General features: G+C 56.4%; 19 protein-coding genes. 8 read left to right on the top strand and 11 right to left on the bottom strand.

The genetic code is table 11. The features are described 5' to 3' along the window. The first annotated feature begins 76 nt into the window (after window positions 1-76). Genes ACJO3M_RS13245 through ACJO3M_RS13230 form a run of 4 tightly spaced genes read left to right on the top strand, consistent with a single transcriptional unit; the run spans window position 77 to window position 2,418 of the window. Window positions 77-874, top strand: coding sequence for a MotA/TolQ/ExbB proton channel family protein (locus tag ACJO3M_RS13245; protein ID WP_407001843.1), 798 nt, complete (start codon window positions 77-79; stop codon window positions 872-874). After that, window positions 861-1,262: an ExbD/TolR family protein gene (locus tag ACJO3M_RS13240; RefSeq protein ID WP_407001842.1), complete on the top strand. Its 402-nt coding sequence runs from the start codon at window positions 861-863 to the stop codon at window positions 1,260-1,262. Before ACJO3M_RS13245 ends, ACJO3M_RS13240 begins: the two co-directional genes overlap by 14 nt. Then, window positions 1,259-1,669: an ExbD/TolR family protein gene (locus tag ACJO3M_RS13235; protein WP_407001841.1), complete on the top strand. Its 411-nt coding sequence runs from the start codon at window positions 1,259-1,261 to the stop codon at window positions 1,667-1,669. Before ACJO3M_RS13240 ends, ACJO3M_RS13235 begins: the two co-directional genes overlap by 4 nt. Beyond that, entirely contained in the window at window positions 1,669-2,418 is a 750-nt protein-coding gene (locus tag ACJO3M_RS13230) for an energy transducer TonB (protein ID WP_407001839.1), read from the top strand. The genes ACJO3M_RS13235 and ACJO3M_RS13230 overlap by 1 nt, the downstream gene beginning before the upstream one ends. On the opposite strand, the gene ACJO3M_RS13225 is transcribed toward ACJO3M_RS13230, so the two are convergent. From ACJO3M_RS13225 to ACJO3M_RS13200, 6 genes are read right to left on the bottom strand one after another with little or no spacing between them, the layout of a single operon-like run. After that, window positions 2,405-3,535 carry a toxic anion resistance protein gene (locus ACJO3M_RS13225; RefSeq protein WP_407001838.1) on the bottom strand — a complete coding sequence of 377 codons (1,131 nt, stop codon included), beginning with the start codon at window positions 3,533-3,535 and terminating at the stop codon, window positions 2,405-2,407. The two genes, ACJO3M_RS13230 and ACJO3M_RS13225, sit on opposite strands and share 14 nt — an antisense overlap. 16 nt (window positions 3,536-3,551) lie before the next feature. Beyond that, on the bottom strand, window positions 3,552-4,211 hold the full coding sequence (locus ACJO3M_RS13220) for a 5-bromo-4-chloroindolyl phosphate hydrolysis family protein (protein WP_407001837.1): 660 nt from the start codon (window positions 4,209-4,211) through the stop codon (window positions 3,552-3,554). 10 nt (window positions 4,212-4,221) lie between these two features. After that, a complete protein-coding gene (locus ACJO3M_RS13215; protein ID WP_407001836.1) occupies window positions 4,222-5,100 on the bottom strand; it encodes a glycine betaine ABC transporter substrate-binding protein in 879 nt (292 codons plus the stop codon). A 22-nt stretch (window positions 5,101-5,122) separates the two neighbouring features. Beyond that, entirely contained in the window at window positions 5,123-5,926 is an 804-nt protein-coding gene (locus ACJO3M_RS13210; protein ID WP_407001835.1) for a vWA domain-containing protein, read from the bottom strand. A 10-nt stretch (window positions 5,927-5,936) separates the two neighbouring features. Continuing rightward, window positions 5,937-7,664, bottom strand: a complete 1,728-nt coding sequence (locus ACJO3M_RS13205) for a hypothetical protein (RefSeq protein ID WP_407001834.1) — start codon at window positions 7,662-7,664, stop codon at window positions 5,937-5,939. Between the two features lie 25 nt (window positions 7,665-7,689). Then, the gene (locus ACJO3M_RS13200; protein WP_407001833.1) at window positions 7,690-8,067 is read right to left on the bottom strand and encodes an OmpA family protein; all 378 of its coding nucleotides are present in this window, start codon (window positions 8,065-8,067) and stop codon (window positions 7,690-7,692) included. A 518-nt stretch (window positions 8,068-8,585) separates the two neighbouring features. Here ACJO3M_RS13200 and ACJO3M_RS13195 point away from each other — a divergent pair. From ACJO3M_RS13195 to ACJO3M_RS13185, 3 genes are all read left to right on the top strand, one after another. After that, entirely contained in the window at window positions 8,586-9,104 is a 519-nt protein-coding gene (locus tag ACJO3M_RS13195; RefSeq protein ID WP_406986594.1) for an Hcp family type VI secretion system effector, read from the top strand. A 197-nt stretch (window positions 9,105-9,301) separates the two neighbouring features. Beyond that, window positions 9,302-9,907, top strand: coding sequence for a hypothetical protein (locus tag ACJO3M_RS13190; protein WP_407001832.1), 606 nt, complete (start codon window positions 9,302-9,304; stop codon window positions 9,905-9,907). A gap of 34 nt (window positions 9,908-9,941) precedes the next feature. Beyond that, a complete protein-coding gene (locus ACJO3M_RS13185) occupies window positions 9,942-10,289 on the top strand; it encodes a hypothetical protein (RefSeq protein WP_407001831.1) in 348 nt (115 codons plus the stop codon). A gap of 43 nt (window positions 10,290-10,332) precedes the next feature. On the opposite strand, the gene ACJO3M_RS13180 is transcribed toward ACJO3M_RS13185, so the two are convergent. From ACJO3M_RS13180 to ACJO3M_RS13165, 4 genes are all read right to left on the bottom strand, one after another. Next, window positions 10,333-11,310, bottom strand: a complete 978-nt coding sequence (locus tag ACJO3M_RS13180; RefSeq protein WP_407001830.1) for a type I restriction endonuclease — start codon at window positions 11,308-11,310, stop codon at window positions 10,333-10,335. After that, complete coding sequence (locus tag ACJO3M_RS13175) at window positions 11,232-11,453, bottom strand: hypothetical protein (protein ID WP_407001829.1); 222 nt, start codon at window positions 11,451-11,453, stop codon at window positions 11,232-11,234. Before ACJO3M_RS13175 ends, ACJO3M_RS13180 begins: the two co-directional genes overlap by 79 nt. After that, a complete protein-coding gene (locus tag ACJO3M_RS13170) occupies window positions 11,446-12,255 on the bottom strand; it encodes a nucleotidyl transferase AbiEii/AbiGii toxin family protein (RefSeq protein WP_407001827.1) in 810 nt (269 codons plus the stop codon). The genes ACJO3M_RS13175 and ACJO3M_RS13170 overlap by 8 nt, the downstream gene beginning before the upstream one ends. Window positions 12,256-12,398: 143 nt before the next feature. Next, the gene (locus tag ACJO3M_RS13165; RefSeq protein ID WP_407001825.1) at window positions 12,399-13,019 is read right to left on the bottom strand and encodes a type IV toxin-antitoxin system AbiEi family antitoxin domain-containing protein; all 621 of its coding nucleotides are present in this window, start codon (window positions 13,017-13,019) and stop codon (window positions 12,399-12,401) included. 259 nt (window positions 13,020-13,278) lie between these two features. Here ACJO3M_RS13165 and ACJO3M_RS13160 point away from each other — a divergent pair, with 259 nt between their 5' ends. Further along, the gene (locus ACJO3M_RS13160) at window positions 13,279-13,980 is read left to right on the top strand and encodes a hypothetical protein (RefSeq protein ID WP_407001823.1); all 702 of its coding nucleotides are present in this window, start codon (window positions 13,279-13,281) and stop codon (window positions 13,978-13,980) included. Here ACJO3M_RS13160 and ACJO3M_RS13155 read toward each other — a convergent pair. Then, window positions 13,977-16,667, bottom strand: a complete 2,691-nt coding sequence (locus tag ACJO3M_RS13155) for a nitrate reductase (protein WP_407001821.1) — start codon at window positions 16,665-16,667, stop codon at window positions 13,977-13,979. The two genes, ACJO3M_RS13160 and ACJO3M_RS13155, sit on opposite strands and share 4 nt — an antisense overlap. Between the last annotated feature and the right edge of the window lie 11 nt (window positions 16,668-16,678).

Here is a 16,678-nt window from a genome sequence, read left to right as displayed (position 1 = left end):
TCTCAGGTTACGGAACTTGAAATTTTAGTGATAATCGTTATTATTTAGATCTAATTTTTAGTACTGAGGCAAAACCATGTCTGAACTTCCACTCGCCAACGCCCCCGATACCCTGGCAACGCCGCTCAGTCAGCTGATCGACATGGGTGGGCCGGTGATGATGGTTTTGCTTGCGCTGGCCGTTGCCGGGGTCGTCACTTTCGTCTATCTGATGCTATTCGGTACTTTTTATACCCCCCGGCTGACCGGGAAACTTAAAAATGCGATTACCATTTGGCAACAAAATCCGTCTGATCGGGCCCCGGCACGGCTTCGTGAACAGTCCACCCTGTGGTCACGACTGAACCCCCTGCACCACCTGCTGGCCAATACCATGGAAAGTCAGCTGGCCGGCGCCAATCCCCAGCAGATCCGGGAAACCACGGCCAGGGACGCCCAACAGGCTCTGGAACCTTTTGAAGCCCCGCTGAAAGTCATTGAAGTCATTGCGGCACTCGCACCGTTGCTGGGCCTTCTGGGTACAGTCCTTGGCATGATGGAGGCCTTCAGCGCCATGGCCGCCACCGAAGGCCGCGCCAACGCCAGTCAACTCAGCGGCGGCATCTACGAAGCACTGACCACCACCGCTGCCGGCCTGGTAGTCGCCATCCCCTTCGCCGCCCTGGCAGCCTGGATCGAGTTCCGCCTGCGTCGGATCCACAAAACGGTCAACGGCGCCCTGGTCAGCGTGCTGGCTGTCGATCTGGAAAGCCAGCAGGACGCCATGCTTTCTCCCGTGAAGCCGGCGCCGGAATCCGCGGCTCACAAACCTGCACAATCCGCCCGCGAAGTCACCACCGAGTCCCAGAGCCATCTTGCCCATGCAACTGGTTGATCCGAGGCCAAGCCGCCCCCTCCCGATCCGGATTACCCCGCTGATCGATGTGGTGTTCATCCTGCTGGTGTTTTTCATGCTCACCAGCAGGCTGTTGCCTGTGGACTACCTGGAATTGTCCAACCAGACCGGCAATACCAGCCCGACCACCGGCGATCCGATCCCGGAAGTACACGTGCTGGCCGATGGGCGCCTGGAGTGGAAAGAACAAACCCTGCCGCTATCAGAGCTGTTACCCGAACTGACATCCGGGGGTATCGGAGAGGTGAATGTCAGTACTGCGCCTGACACCGGACTGAGGCACTTCACCCAGACCCTGAGCAGCCTTGAGAATCAGGGCATTACTGCGCACTGGAAACGGACCCCGGCGTCCGGGAGTCGTCCGTGACCCATCTGGTTCCACCGCCGTCAACTTCCGGCAAATCCCTTATGGAGCGTGTGGAAGACGCCCTGCTGCCGCTGATCAACCTGGTGTTCCTGCTGCTGATGTTCTTTATCGTGGCCGGGCAACTGGCGGACACCCCCTTGCCAGACTTGCCAGCAACAGCTCAGGCGCAAGGTCAACAGCCACCTCACGCAGATCTTATGGTCTCGACAGACAAAGGCTGGCACATCGATGGCGAGCCCCTCTCCAGGGAAACTTTGCCCGGCAGACTGCCCGCACCGGACGAGTCCAGCCCGCTGAAAATTGCGGCCGGTGAAAATGTTTCCATGTCGGATCTCGAAGAACTGTTCCAGTTGCTGGAAGACAACGGCTATACCGACGTTATCCTGCTGACGGAGCCCGCATCGTAATGATCGCAAGCAGCAAGATAAGGGCGCTGTTTCTGGTCATGGCGGTCCTGATCACGGTCATCGCGGTGGTTATTGCCGCGCCCCGGAACGTGCCCACCCTGAAGCCTCTCGGGGAATCCGCCGTCAATACGGCTCCGGCCATGAAAATCAGCCTCGCCGGTGCGCCCCGCAACGAAGCCCCCGAGGTAGAGCCGGTGGAACAGCCAGCCGAACCTGAACCAGAGCCAGAGCCAGAGCCAGAGCCAGAGCCAGAGCCAGAGCCAGAGCCAGAAATCGTGCCGGAACCTGAACCGGAGCCGCAACCCGAACCGGAGCCCGAGCCCGCGAAAAAGCCGGTCACAGAGAAAGTGGAGGAGGTTGACCTCCCCGAAGCGGAAGAACGCTCCGAAGAGACCACAGAAGAAACCGCCAGTGACACCAGCGATGCCCAGCAGGTTGAACTCAGCGCCGGTGATTCCTCCGACGTGGACGACTACCTGACAAAGCTGAGCCGGCACCTGAGCCGATACTATGACTATCCGCGCAGGGCCCGCCGCCTGGGGCAGGAGGGCTCCCCCGTAGTGGTGTTCGAGTTCAGCCGCGATGGCACACTGGTACGGCATTCCCTGAGCAAGTCTTCAGACCACTCCCTGCTGGACGACGCCGCTCTGGATATGCTCAAGGATGCCGAACCATTGCCGAAGGTACCGGATTCCATGAAAGGCAAGAGCTTTACCTATGCCTTGCCGGTGCGGTTCAGCCTGCGCTAACGGCTTCCCCGCGCAGGCTCTGCTTGAGGCTCTGTTCGCACTGTAACAGCCGCTCCTCAGCTTCAGCCCGTTTCTGGCGCCCCTCTTCGGCAATATCAATGCTCTCCTGAATGACATCAATTAAAGTCTGGTTCGAACGCTCAATTGAATCAATATCGAAGACACCGCGCTCCATCTCATTGCGTATGGCAGCGTTAGACTCCTGAAGGTTTTTGGCGTTAGCTTCCAGAAGCTGGTTGTTCATGTCGGATACGTCTTTCTGGAAATCCGCCGAATTTTTGGCATTGGTCAGGGCAATGGACTGTGCCATCTGAACACGCCACAGGTTCAGGGTATTCACCAAAGAGCTGTTCATCTTGTTGATCAGCGCCTTGTCGTTTTCCTGGGTGATTCGCATCGTCGGGAGAAACTGCATCACCGTCTGGCGCGTGAGCTTGAGGTCGTGAACCTTTCGCTCCAGATCGTCACGTGCTGCCTTGAGATCCCGCAATTGCTGAGCCTCGAGTAGGTCCCCGGACTTGTCGGCCGCAGTCTGGGCTGCAGGGATGTCTTCGCTGTCCAGTTTGGCGAGCTTCATGTCACCGGCGACAATGTAATATTCCAGCTCCCGATAAAATTCCAGAGTGGAATTATAGAGTTTATCGAGCATTTCCACGTCGCGACTGAGCTTGAGGATGTGAGTTTCGAGCTCCCGCTCGACAACCTGCACCTGGGACTCCACAGATTCGTACTGCTGCACAAAGCGAGCAATCGGCTCTACAGCACCCAGCAATCTGGAGAAAAAGCCCGGCTTCTTTCCGTTCCTGACCGTACTGGTATCCAGCTTCCGGATGTTGACCATCATATTATTCAACAGGCTTCCGGCTTCACCCGAATCCTTATTCTTGACGCCGCCCATCATGGTCTGGGAAATTTTGCCCATCTCTGCCTGGGCGGACGAACCAAAGTGGATGATGGATTGGGAATCCGTTACATCCACGGATTCCATCAGCTTGAGTACCTTTTCACAGGTATCCTCGTCCATTTCCTCAGTTGCCGTCGCGGGTTCGTCCCCGGCCAGTATGCCGGCGCCCATCTCTGCCTCTAACTCGTTAAGCTGTACGTTTTGCTGTTTCATAAACAATCCCTTGCCGTCATCGTGTCATTTGAAGTCCGCTTCTCTTGATGGACTGCTCCAGCACATCAAGATCCACGTCCAGCTCAAGAAAATCATCCTCAAGGTTCTGCTCGAACTGCTTTTCAAAGCCGCTGATCATTGCCCTGAGAACCTGCTCGAACTTGGCTTCTATATCCTGCATCGCTTCGAGTTGAGCGCCCTGTTTTCGAGCTTGCAATGCATGTACTTTTTCCACAACTTCCGTGGAAGCCTGCAGATGCACCTCGAACTTTGTCATGCCGGAGAGGTCATCCGGGTCTTCAATGACCTCTCCGATAATCCGGTCAATCCATTCTACGGCTTGCTCCAATAATGCCTGGTACGGCTCGCCCATGTTCCGGGCCATGTCTCTGAGCTGTTGCTGTCTGGCGCGATTCTGCTGAACAAAGCGCGCCAGCCGCTGAGACTGGACATTACTCAGGCCATTGTTCTCACGAAGCCGCTCCCGGAGACTTTTACGCTGTGGGAGGATCATCACGGTGCCTGCATAGGTGCCGAACGCCAGCATCAGGGAGTACAGCAACCCGGGCGCCGGCATGGTCAGCGCCTGCTCGCTGACCACCAGCACGACAGAGCCGCAGACACCACCCACCAGCGAGCGCGAGCCCACACCGAGGCCGGACTTGTCCGCGAACATCGTCACCGCTTTACTGCCCACTGATCCAGTAATTCACACGTTCAGGATTCTTCTTGATCCACTGATAAATCGCCTCCCGATGCGAGGTGTCTTCGGCCGCTGCCATCAGGGCTTCAACTTCGGCCACCTCAAGATCCATGCGCTTGAAAAAGGCCGCCAACTCCGGCTTCCTGTCAACGAAGCTCTGGTTGACGACGGCATGAACTGACTCTTCAGCACCAAACACACCTTTCGGGTCGTCCAGGTATCTGAGATCGAACTTCGCAAACTTCCAGTGCGGTCGCCAACCGGTCGCAACAATCCAGCGATCATTCCGGAAAGCCTTACCAACTTCCATTGCCATCTTCGGACCAGTGCCCGGCAGCAAATCGTAATCCACGCCGTAGTGCTTCATGGCCTTGCGGGCCATACCAGTAATGCCGGCATTTTCATCGATGCCCTGAATTTGCCCGCCAAACTTTTCACGCACCGACGGCTTGGCCAGATCCGCAATGCTGGCGACTTCCGATTCCGGCACATAGGCCGGGACCGCCAGCCCGAGGTTAGCTCCCTTGTAGATGGCTCCAAGATCCACCAGATCATCGCCATACTTTTGCATGTACGCTTTGTGGGTCAGGGGCTGCCATGACATCAGCATGGCATCAAGGTTGCCTTCAGCCACGCCACGGTACTGCACTGAAATGTCTGCCAGTGTCAGCTCAACGTCCTGACTCATACCCCGCCGGAGAATCACAGCAGCAAGCTTGGTAACCACCTCTGCGTCTTCCCAGGTCGTCCATCCGATAATGACATCTGGCCTCTGGGCCTTTACAGGCGACGAATACACGGTCGCGGTGAAGGTGGCGACTGCCACTGCCATGGAAAAAAAACACGCCTTGAACAATTTCATGCGAACAACGTCCCTATTGGTATCAGCCGTCAAAATCTTCAATGTTTTCAAAACTGGCGGATTCTGCCAGTACACGATTCAGCCCGTCCCTGAGTTCTTCGGGATTTTCTGCGCTCTGATACACGGTCAGCCCAGGCTGGTTCAGTGCCGAATCATCAATGCAAAAACCAACGGTGTGGACCTGGGTCGGATCCGACGGGTTACTGAATATGCGGTTCAGCGGGACTGCGGGGTCTTCCCCGTTGGAGTGCTCGCCGTCGGTAATGACCATGATACGGTAGTCGCCATAGCCCTGCTGATGGGCGGAGCGATACTCAAGCTGCTCCAGCGCAAGCTCAATGGCCGACCGCAGAGGAGTTCCGCCAATGGGTCTGGATTGGTTGATCTTATCGATAAAGTGCTCCCGGTTGTGTTGCCCCAGCGGGGTACGCACGGTGACACCATCGGCGTCAAAGACCACTAGTCCCAGGTTGGCTTCTGGATCCACCTCATTGACCCAATCACCAAGAACCGCTCTGGCGGCCTCTGCCTTGTTTCTATAGGTTCCGGAACACGTCTTTGAAGCCATGGAACCACTCATGTCCAGCACCACCATGATGTTCTCCCGGGTGGGAACGGAATCGAGCTGGTCCACTGGCTCCGCATTGGCGGGCCAGCTTGAGCCCAGAGCATCTGCAACCGTGTGCCGATACCTGTCTGCCGGTTGTTCGCTGCCCGCGCTGCCATCATGGGCCTGTGTGCCGTGACTGTTGTCGCCACAGCCTGCCAGCCCAGCGACCAACAGCAGTACAGCCGTTACCGCTACTTTTGAGTTTACAGCTCCCATTGCGGTCTCCTTACCACGAATTCACAGGCGTGAACGTGCTTGCCTCGGCTTCAACATTCACAAGTTTGAACGTTACCCGCATGTTGGATTTCCACTCGGCCTCAGTCTGCGGTGGGCAGGGGTCACCTTCGCACAGCCCCGTCTTGGGCTCGGTAATGCCATGCCCCAGGGTGACAAACTGACTCTCATCCATGGTCCTGCGGTTATCCTCGGCAAACTCGATAACGCTGTCCCGTACCTCGATCGCGCGGTTCATGGACAGGTTTTTTGCCGCCTGGCGAATGGAGCGCAGCTGGTGATTACTTTCCCCATTGTGCTTTTTACGGAGGTAATTCATCGGATCGGAGTGGCCTTCAACAGTAATAACAGCACCGCCATAGGTTTCAGCGAGCTCAGCCACCCGGTCGAATTCATCACGATACTCAGCCTGGCTGAAGGTTCTCTGATTCGGCTGGAAGTGTATCTCGAACTCCATCAGCGAGTTCTCTTCGAGTTCGCCGGATTCCTTCATATTCTTGACGGCAGAGGCCGTGGCATTGCTGTCAAAGCTGGGCAACTCAGCCCGGCGCTTGTCGAAAACATCACCGGAAACGTCGCTGTAATCCCAGTCTGCAACCGTCAGATCGTATGCGCTGGACAGCAGTCCACTTGCGACCATGACACTCTGGATGCGATTGTTCATGGTTTTCCATGAGCGGGAACCGTCTGCCTGCGACCAACGGTCGTTACCGTCCACGCCAACGGTTTCAACGTTGCGCCACAAGTCTTTTGCCTCGGAATCGGCTCCAGGGTCCCCCAGCAAGAGCTCACCGGCGGCATTCCAGTCTACAACCTGCTTAACCACATCCTCCCGAAACACTTCCTCCGCAGAAAACATGGCCCGGACAAAATTCCGGACCTGCTCACGGTTCTTCTCCAGATAATCCGCTCGCACTACGTACACCTCTGAAATAATGCGGTTAGCGGACCGGGTAGACAGCATGATGGTGGCGCCCTTTACCGACCCCTCGGCGCCGGTACCGGTGTTGCCTCCGCTAGTCAGGGTCTGGGCGTCGGCGGAAGTAACCAACACTGCGTCGTTCTCCGGGTCATCCAGAAATGCCGCGCCAGGTGTATCTCCCTGAAACCCCATCAACGAACTGGTATAGCGAATGGTAGGCGATTCCCAGGTGCCGCCGTTTCGCTCTACGGCGCTCTGGCCATCAGCCAGGATGCGGGAGAGGTAGGCAAGGTGTGGGCCGTATGCCTGAGTAACGATCGTTGCACCAGAAAGATCCGCCGCACTGCTGAGCTCACCTCTCGCAACAATCGCATCCGCACCATTGGAATATCCGTGCTGATAGATGGCCACCTGTTTGGTGCGAGGATCGTTTTCGGTCAGATCAGCAACTGCATTCAGCATGCCCTGAGTGCCTCGCATAATAGGCGACTCGCAACTCAGGTACTTTTTTACCTGCTCGGTGATGTCGTTTTCCAGGAACAGGGACACTGTTATGTCGTTGTCACTGAAAATACTGTCGGCGCTGCTTTCTGTCTGATATCCGTTGGCAAACAGGGGAATGATATCAACCCCCGACGTACGCATGGGCACACTGAGGGAATCAGTTCCGGCGCGACAGCTTTTTACGGTTGCAGACAGGGTGTCAGCAAGGGGCGCCTGATCGGAGTACTCGATCGCCTGTCCGCCTGTGGCGAATATCGAGGCACCTAACAACATCAGAGCCTGTAAGTGTTTCATGCGAATTCCTTTTACGTTTTCATATTCAGGGATTGGTAATGACAACGTCGACACGAGGCAGACGCCGCTGGTAACTCCTGTCAGATTCACCTTCCTGGCGCTGCAATGGCTCAGTGCCACCAACGCCGACGGCCAGAATGGCGTCTTTTGACACCCCCTCTTCGACGAGCATTTCCGCGATCAGCTCCGCCCTCTCTTCCGATAACCGCAGATTGGCCTCGTCATCGCCCCGGGTTCCCGTATGCCCGGTGACAACCAGCCGTGCATCGCCACGCAAGTGTTCATCACTGAGTATTCTGGGAAGAAGGGTGTCGAAAGATGTGTCCGGCGTCAGCCCGTGGGTAAACGGAACGCTATGGATGGCCGGCTGTTCCAACTGGCCTTTATGGTTCAGAAAGGCCATAAAGACGGCCGTTATCCCTATCAGGACAAGGCCGGAGAGTCGCTTCAATGTGTCGTTTCTGACCATGGATCACCCAGTTATTGAACAAACCAACCTGAACGAAAAGATGGATGCACAAAACCTGGCCGAAACGACGCAAAACCGCATGCCCCCTGCTTGAGAGGCGATGGATTCGGGGATAGCAGTGTTCGGGGCGCCCGAGATTAGCTCCTTGCTGTTCGGGGGTGCAATTCCTTTGCTCAAGAGGATAAGACTACTTTTTTGATAGTACCTGAGTTTCCACGGCTCCGGCAACCAGCCGCCAATTCACCACCAGCCAGGCAAGTTTTTGCTTTGCCAGCAAGTTCTTGCCCCGAATCCAGCAAAAGACTGCCCGCCAGGCCCGAACTAGCACGTTAGATAATCATTATTCGTTGTTTTATATTGGTTTTTCTATTCTGGCACGGCCTTTGTTTATGACTAAGCGTCCAGGGAAGACCCCGGGGACATTTATTCATTCACACGTCATGGAGCAGACTATGCCAACTCCTTGTTATATCAGCATCGAAGGCCAGACTCAGGGCAACATCACCGCCGGCGCATTCACTTCCGACTCCGTAGGCAACATCTACGTTGAAGGTCACGAAGACGAAGTGCTGGTTCAGGAATTCAGCCACGTTGTAACCGTTCCGACTGATCCCCAGTCCGGTCAGCCTTCCGGTCAGCGCGTTCACAAGCCGTTCAAGTTCACCTCCGCTCTGAACAAGGCCACCCCGCTGATGTACAACGCCCTGGCTTCCGGCGAAATGCTGCCAAAGGTAGAGCTGAAGTGGTACCGCACCTCCGTTGAGGGCAAACAGGAGCACTTCTTCTCCACCATCCTGGAAGATGCCACCATCATCGACATCGATTGCAACATGCCTCACTGCCAGGATGCCGACAACGCTGACTTCACCCAGCTTGTTCAGGTATCCCTGTCCTACCGCAAGGTAACCTGGGAGCACGCCGTTGCAGGCACTTCCGGTGCGGACGACTGGCGTTCGCCGATCGAAGGCTGATCCTCCGATCAGAATCCGCACAGTAGCGATGAGGGCGCACGGCACAATGCCGTGCGCCCTTTTTATCAAGCGCCGCTAATATGACAGCGGTGAACCCCGGCTTTCCTTGCTCTTCATGGTAAACTTCTACATCAACTATGTAGAGTATAATGAACAATTACCACTCTAAACATTGAGATTAAAACGGGAGCTATATTGTGGAAAGGAAGCCATACATACATCGACTCTATGCAGTAATTTCTATCTTAGCTCTATTATCTTCCTCTCTCGTTTCCGCTGCTGAAGATAAGGCGCTCGAAAGCAAAGTATTGGTTGAATACAATAAAACCACTGAGCAGAATGACGCATTAAAATTCGGGACTGGTGGTGTTCACGAGTTGAGAATATCTGCAGACCGGCTCTCAGGCGCAAGGATTATTTCTGCAGGATCCTTGATATTCATGCTACCGGGCGACTCGTATTTCTCAATGGAAACCGTTTCAGAGAGTGACTACGACTTTAAAGACATTGACATGTCATCTTATCCGGAATTAATTCTCGGACTGCAAGGCCTTACTGACGAAGCATCTGACTTTCACAAGGAACTAAGGAAGTCCTATGTGCACGTCATAAAACCTGACGTGTCACCAAAAGAGATACGGATATTCAATACAGCCAACGGAAAGGGTTACTGGGCAGTAGGTAATAAAAAATCAATAATCATACTATCCTCGAAAGAGGTAGATAATCAATTTTCCTACTTCTATATACGCAACCTTTCAGAATCTGACATAGAAGAAATAATAATAAATGGACTTTTATAACTAACAACCAATCAAGCTTTAGGAGAGGGAACCCATGAAGCTTTCAAAACGGGAACAAGATGACCTTTTGGCGATAATACAGGTATTACTGGGAACAGATGCCTCTATTGCCATAAGAAAGCGAAGATTCTCGCAGAGGACAGCGGAAAAAGTTGAAGAGCTCATCAAGATACTAATGGATTGTAACGAATCAATGGAAGCTCTGATCTTTGGCCTCGCTGGCGGAGGTAGTGCAGTCACCAAAGGATGGCTAAAAAAGATACTCAGCCGTCTCGCCTCAGAACTAAAAGCGCAAAGGATTGAATTTGATGGTATCGGTTGTAGGGTTACAGCAACCCGAAACTGGAAAACAGATATTATCTACTCAACCTATAATAATTAGAATGAATAATACTCTATCTGGCTTGGACTTTCTCTGGAGCAATTCAAACCCGCAGTCCAAAACTGCTATCAACGAGGTGAAACAGGGATTTGTAGGGGCACAAAGAGGGGGCCGGTATTAGCCACCTCAGGCGACCCACTTCCGGCCACTGGCAGCAAACTCTACAACCAATTCGAACACATTGTCGCACTTCTCTTTGAACGCGACCCGCGTCGTAACTTTCCGGAAGGTCTTTATCCAGGACCTCCCCAATCGCAGCCTTGACTGCCCGCTGAGTCTGGCCATCCTTCCACCAATCCTGCACCAACACTTTGGGATGACCTTCCAATAGGCGGATATGACGCTCGGATTCCTCCCGAAGATTGCCAACGTATTGGACAAGATCCTCGTAGTAGGCATCGGCGGATGAACTGCCAGAGTTGTACTTGTCGATGATCTCCTGAAGCCGCTGGGCAAAATCAGTGCGGGTATGATTCTGCTCCACAAGCGCGTCCAGCACACCACGCAAGTACTGAATAGCCGCAATGCGCTGATTATCGTGCTGTTGGAAAATCTCCGGTTTGCAGGCTTCGTAGAGAGCAGTCACCGTGTTCTCGTAGACGTTGAACTGCTTCCGCCATTCTTCGTTGCTCAGCAACGTATCCGCAGCCTGATTGAAGAAGCCGATGTTCTTGAAGCGGGCCTTTTCGCAAAGGCCATCGGCGGCATGCTCAAGGCTGGTAGCTTGTTCCGTAATTTCCTTGCGGTTTATCGCCTCTTTCTCACTCTCCTCCCGAAACCAGTTGAAGAAATGCTCCCAGCCTGCAGTGAAGCTGCCCACCCTTGTTTCCAGGGCGTTGGACAACACACAGAAGGCGTTACAGTGGAACAATTGGGGAATCTCGTGCCGGTAACTGCGCAGGTTATCCTCGAATGCATTTCGCAGCCGCACATTGGAGTTCTTTAGCTCGATAAAGACCAGGGGCAGCCCGTTAACATACAGAATGACATCCGGGCGACGGTAGGCGGCAATCGGGGACATAGCCGCTTGTCGGCACGGTGAGAGCCATCGTTGAGATCTTCCAGCTTTGCGGTATAGCAATCCAGCACGTTGAAACCGTGAATGTGCTGGAGGCGCTGCAGCAGCGCCTGCTCGATATTGTCTTCCGAAATAAAACTAGCCATCGGCCTGCCGACTCCATGGACCGGGTGGGTGCCAGATTTCCTCCGGGGTTTCGGCGACCTTGCCCACCATCACGGGACCGAGGAATTCAACCACCGCCGTTACAACTTCCGGGAACGCCTCTGGCACATGATCTTGGCCAAGGCGTTTACGGAAAGCCTGCCACTGTGGCTGCTTGCTGTCCACAAAAGCGGCAGAAAAGGGATTGGTTTCAGGGATTTCCGTACCGCGCTTTCGGAAGGTGCCCTCAATTGCACCTTTGAGATTGTCCAGCCGGAATTCATGCTGGCGCGACATCAACCAGATATCATGGAAGTCTTTCATCCGGCTATTCAGTTCACCAAGGTTCACCATCGCCTGGAACTTCTCGGCAATGGAGGATTCCGGGGTGTAGCACTGGATTCGAGCAGCGGGAAAATCCAGCAAGGTCGGAAACTCCAACCAGGAAGGGAACGGAAATACGGGATCGCCAAATCCGATATCCAATTGCATTTGAACTCGGGCATTGCCCAGAAAACTGGTGAAAGTCACTCTAAGTCCCTGGTAGTCCGCATCTTCAGTAATCGTCTCAGCATTCAGGGTATCCGGATCAAAACGCAAGCCATCATCCGTCACATCAGTCTCAACAATGTCACGCACCTGGGCCAGAATCGCGTCCGGTTCATTGCTGGTCTGGCCCAGCATATCGATATCCCGTGTCGGTCGGCTGTTCGGCCCCTGCATGGCCCAGAGCATCAGTGCGCCCTTGAGGGTAAAGCAGTCGCTGTGGGGCGATTGGCTGAGCCGATATAGAAAACGCTCCATGGCGTAATACTGCAGCAGCTCCTGAAAGGGACTCTTCTATTTCCGGGACTTATTTAGCAGTTTCTGGCGAACAGACGCGGCGGTGTTTTTGGCCATCGTGATCTCCTTTCACTTTGGTTGTTCTGGTGATTGACGGATTCCATTCACAGCTTGGCTTCCACATAGGGTGCCATGACATTGGCGACCCGGCAGATTCTGGCGTATTCCATCAGTTTGCCCGGCAGAAAGGTTTTGCGGGTGCGGTATAGCTCCAGGGCTTCCAGCACTACATCCATGCCGATGCGGTTGCGGAACTTGAAACAGTCCGCCAGGGTTTTCTCCGGGTTGTAGACATTCAGGGTGATTCCATCCACGTCCACCTGCTCAATACCTGCGCTGAACGCCCGCCCGGATAACCGGTACCCGGCCACCGGCGGATAATCCAGAACCGGCAGGCGGGCACCCCGTTCCACCGCCAGATGCACCTGATGGGGAATTTGCGTGGTGATGCCATGCCAGTCCAGCGCGGAAATCAGGCAAAGCACGGCATTGGGAAAACGGCTGGCGGCGGTCACCAGATCCGGGTTTTCAATGGGCGGCAGATCCGCCAGACGATACAGACCGCGACTGACCGGTTCTATCACCCCCTCGTCCCGGAGCTGATAGAACTGGTACCGACTATAGCCCCGGGCCAGCGCTTCGCTCAGGCGAAGCTGGCCGCCGTGCTGGCAGAACAGGGTTTGAAGTTGTGCCCGGGAAGATCGGGCCGAGCCGCAATCAGACAAACTGTCACCACTTATTTATATCTGGTGACAGTTTGTCTGATTACAGCTACTGGTTCAAGCGGCGGGCTTGGTCGGAGTTTCCGCTTTGTCGCTCTGCCGAAATATTAGCTTAACCACATTATCAAAATCTCTCTGAGTGGCCTCGCTAACACAGAGACCCCAATCGACATTGGGAGCATAGGTCATAGCAATCCGAATAATCGGGCGGTAACCTTAATACCCCCCATCGAAGGAAAATGATTATTCAGGTTTGCTCACGATGACCATCTCCAGAAATAACGCTATTGGCCTGGGCAAACTGATGTGTTCGGTCACCGAAGAATTGCTGTGGCAACCAGCCGCCAGCTGGATCAGGGGGCGTAGCTCTGGAGTTTCGCTGCAGTGTCGGGTCGGCTCCGGCCAGGCCACCTACCACCGGTACGATTCCCGCACCCGGCAACATCAGATTACCTATGGTGTTCGGATGATCATGGCCAAACAGCAGGCCGAGACCGCCATGGGGTGGCTCTCAACCCGGGAAATCCAGCGGCGAGGGTACTTTGGTGGCGAGCTGACCACCCTCAACCTGCTGGCCCACACCTGTTGCCATGAGTTTGCCCACCTGCTGCAACACAGCGCCGGCAAGCGTTTTCACGGCTCGGTACACAACCATCACTTCTATGACATTCTCGACCAGCTTCATGCCAGTGGTGGCGCCGGGGCCGCGCGGAGTTACCTGGCGGATCAGGCCCGGAGGCAGGGGCTTGAATTGCCTCACGATCCATTCGACATCCTCCCGCCGCAACAACTGACGGCCAGTTGGCAGGTAGGCGATGCGGTCCACTTCGGCAGCGGCCGCCATCAGCACCAGGGCGAAATCATCCGGGTCAACCGGAAGACCTGTACCGTGGCAGGGACGGGCCCCTCACGCGGGCTTCGTTACCGGGTGCCAGTATCGTTACTGAGTAGACCGGGCCGTTAACCGGCGTGCTCCCCGACCCAGGTTCTGGGCGAGCCGGCACTGTGTTTGTCGACCAATCCCCTTAACTCCGGCAGGCAAGAGCCACAACCGGTACCGCATTGCAGCTCTTCGCCCAATCGCTCAACACTGGTGGCGCCAGCCTCAATGGCCCGGCAGATCTGCTTCTCCCCGACCTGGTAACAACTGCAAACCAGTGCGCCAATATCCTCGGTGTCGACGGCTCGGGCTGCGAGCAGGCAGCGACGAGTTGCTTCGTCCAGTTCCGGCCGGGTAAAACAGTCGGCAAGCCAGTCCACCGGGGGCAGAAGCGTTGGGTCCCGCTCCACCATCAGCACCGCCTCCAGCTTACCCTGCGACAGTCGGGCGGCCCTGAAACGGCCCTGACGCTCGTCCTGCATCACCAATTGTGGCGCCCCTCCAAGCCATTCCTGCACCATGGCTGGCCAGTCCACGTTCGTGCGCCCGGCAAGCCACCAACTCGAGCAGGCCTCCAGCGGCTGCATGGCCCAATAATCGGCCTGCCAGCGCCGGGGCCGGTTCTTGCGCACCAATAACCGGCCGTGCCACCGTGCCGGCCAACGCGTCAGCCTGGCACGACCATGCTTGGCTTCCGGTTGACCGGAAACCGGGTCAACAATGCTGCTAGTCAGGGCGGTGGCCAGCCCATCCCCGGTGAACTGCCGGTTCCAGTGAATCGGCAGGAAAACCTCACCCTGCCGTTGCCCCGGATTGATATGAACCCGGCCGACAAAACGTCCATGGTCACCCTCCAGGGTGGCCAATCCATTCTCTTCAACACCCAGCGCCCTGGCATCCTTCGGGTGAACATCCATGAAGGGCTCGGAGCGATGGGCAAGCAGCCGGGAGGCCAACGCGGTCCGGGTCATGGTGTGCCACTGGTCACGAATCCGCCCGGTATTGATGATCATCGGGAACTCGGCATCAGGCGACTGCTCCGGCAATCGCGTTTCCACCGGCACCAGCCTGGCGCGGCCGTCGGCAGTCGCGAACTGACCGTCGGTGAACAGCCTGCTGGTGCCGGCGTCGGCGTGGCTGGTCACCGGCCACTGGGTCGGCACCAGGGCGTCATAGGCTTCATCATTCAGGTCCGCCAGCCCGGAAATATCAAAGGCCCGTTCTCCCCGGTTCTCAAATCCGGAAAGCGCTGCATGTTCGCGGAAGATATCCGCCGGGCCGTCGTAATCGAAGAATTCCCGATAACCCAGGCGGCCCGCCACCGCAGAAAGAATCCACCAGTCAGGCTTTGCCTCTCCCGCTGGCGGCAGGAATCGGCGCTGGCGGGAAATGCGCCGTTCCGAGTTGGTCACCGTACCGTCTTTTTCACCCCAGCCCACGGCGGGCAGCAGAATATTGGCGTATTCCGTGGTGTCGGTGTATTGCGTGCAGTCAGACACGATCACCGTGGGGCATTGGGCCAGCGCACGGCGAATCCGCCCGGATTCCGGAAGGCTCACCGCCGGGTTGGTGGCCAGCACCCATAAGACTTTAATGTCTCCCCGCTCCACCGCATCAAACAGGTCAACGGCCTTGAGACCCGGCCCATCAGCCACGGAATCACAGCGCCAGAAGCGGGCCACACGGTCCTTTGCGCCCGGGGTGTCATAATCCATGTGGGCGGCGAGGGTGTTCGCCAGACCGCCCACTTCCCGACCGCCCATGGCGTTGGGCTGACCGGTCAGGGAGAAGGGGCAGGCCCCGGGTTTGCCAATGCGGCCGGTCGCCAGGTGGCAGTTGATGATGGCGTTGCACTTGTCGGTACCGGCAACGGACTGGTTGATCCCCTGGGAGAATGCCGTCACCGTCCGCTGCTCTTCGGCAAACCAGCGATAGAAGGTCTCCACATCCTCCTGGGGCAGGTCACAGGCCTCGGCCACCGCCGCCGGTGTGGGTGCGGCCGCCCGGGCGGCGGCCAGCGTCTGTTGGAATCCGTGGCAATGATCGGCAACAAAGGCCTCATCAATCGCCCCGGCTGCCGCCAGCCATACCAGCAGCCCGTTGAACAGGATGGTGTCGGTTCCGGGTTTCAGGGCCAGGTGAAGGTCCGCCAGCTCACTGGTGGCGGTCTGCCGGGGATCGATCACCACCACCTTCCGGCCCGCCCGGGCGGAGGCTTTCATGCGCTGGTACAGCACCGGATGTGCCCAGGCCGCGTTACTGCCGGCAAGGACCAGCAGATCCGCCAGTTCAATATCCTCGTAACAGCCGGGCACCAGATCGCCACCAAAGGCCCGTTTGTGGGCCGCCACCGCCGATGACATGCAAAGCCGGGAATTGGTGTCCACGTTCGGGGTACCGATAAACCCTTTGGCCAGTTTGTTGGCCACGTAATAGTCCTCGGTCAACAGCTGGCCAGAGAGGTAGAAGGCAACCGAGGCGGGCCCGTGTGTCTCTACGGATGTCCTGATCGCGTCCGCCACCGTATCAATCGCCTCCGGCCAGGCCACGGTGGCGCCATCCACTTTGGGCGCCAGCAGGCGGCCGTCGTCGCCCAGGGTTTCTCCCAGGCTGGCACCCTTGACGCACAGGCGCCCGCCATTCGCCGGGTGACTGTCATCGCCGGTAATTTCCGGCTCTCCGGCACCCGAAGCCACTACGCCGCAACCCACCCCGCAATAAGGGCAGGTCGTTTTTGTTCCGTTTTCGTGATCACTCAGAGGCACCAACATGTCTGCTCCAC

This window comes from Marinobacter alkalisoli, from assembly GCF_045449795.1.
Taxonomy (GTDB): domain Bacteria; phylum Pseudomonadota; class Gammaproteobacteria; order Pseudomonadales; family Oleiphilaceae; genus Marinobacter.
The sequence above is the reverse complement of the archived record's forward strand: the minus strand, read 5'-3'. Positions and strand labels throughout refer to the sequence as shown.

Excerpts from the sequence above, each read along its gene's own strand:
- ACJO3M_RS13230 (WP_407001839.1), top strand. The coding sequence starts at position 1,669 with ATGATCGCAAGCAGCAAGATAAGGGCGCTGTTTCTGGTCATGGCGGTC.
- ACJO3M_RS13240 (WP_407001842.1), top strand. The coding sequence starts at position 861 with ATGCAACTGGTTGATCCGAGGCCAAGCCGCCCCCTCCCGATCCGGATT.
- ACJO3M_RS13200 (WP_407001833.1), bottom strand. The coding sequence starts at position 8,067 with ATGGCCTTTCTGAACCATAAAGGCCAGTTGGAACAGCCGGCCATCCAT.
- ACJO3M_RS13160 (WP_407001823.1), top strand. The coding sequence starts at position 13,279 with ATGACCATCTCCAGAAATAACGCTATTGGCCTGGGCAAACTGATGTGT.
- ACJO3M_RS13175 (WP_407001829.1), bottom strand. The coding sequence starts at position 11,453 with ATGGCTAGTTTTATTTCGGAAGACAATATCGAGCAGGCGCTGCTGCAG.
- ACJO3M_RS13205 (WP_407001834.1), bottom strand. The coding sequence starts at position 7,664 with ATGAAACACTTACAGGCTCTGATGTTGTTAGGTGCCTCGATATTCGCC.
- ACJO3M_RS13210 (WP_407001835.1), bottom strand. The coding sequence starts at position 5,926 with ATGGGAGCTGTAAACTCAAAAGTAGCGGTAACGGCTGTACTGCTGTTG.
- ACJO3M_RS13220 (WP_407001837.1), bottom strand. The coding sequence starts at position 4,211 with ATGTTCGCGGACAAGTCCGGCCTCGGTGTGGGCTCGCGCTCGCTGGTG.
- ACJO3M_RS13245 (WP_407001843.1), top strand. The coding sequence starts at position 77 with ATGTCTGAACTTCCACTCGCCAACGCCCCCGATACCCTGGCAACGCCG.
- ACJO3M_RS13180 (WP_407001830.1), bottom strand. The coding sequence starts at position 11,310 with ATGTCCCCGATTGCCGCCTACCGTCGCCCGGATGTCATTCTGTATGTT.
- ACJO3M_RS13170 (WP_407001827.1), bottom strand. The coding sequence starts at position 12,255 with ATGGAGCGTTTTCTATATCGGCTCAGCCAATCGCCCCACAGCGACTGC.
- ACJO3M_RS13185 (WP_407001831.1), top strand. The coding sequence starts at position 9,942 with ATGAAGCTTTCAAAACGGGAACAAGATGACCTTTTGGCGATAATACAG.
- ACJO3M_RS13225 (WP_407001838.1), bottom strand. The coding sequence starts at position 3,535 with ATGAAACAGCAAAACGTACAGCTTAACGAGTTAGAGGCAGAGATGGGC.
- ACJO3M_RS13195 (WP_406986594.1), top strand. The coding sequence starts at position 8,586 with ATGCCAACTCCTTGTTATATCAGCATCGAAGGCCAGACTCAGGGCAAC.
- ACJO3M_RS13155 (WP_407001821.1), bottom strand. The coding sequence starts at position 16,667 with ATGTTGGTGCCTCTGAGTGATCACGAAAACGGAACAAAAACGACCTGC.
- ACJO3M_RS13215 (WP_407001836.1), bottom strand. The coding sequence starts at position 5,100 with ATGAAATTGTTCAAGGCGTGTTTTTTTTCCATGGCAGTGGCAGTCGCC.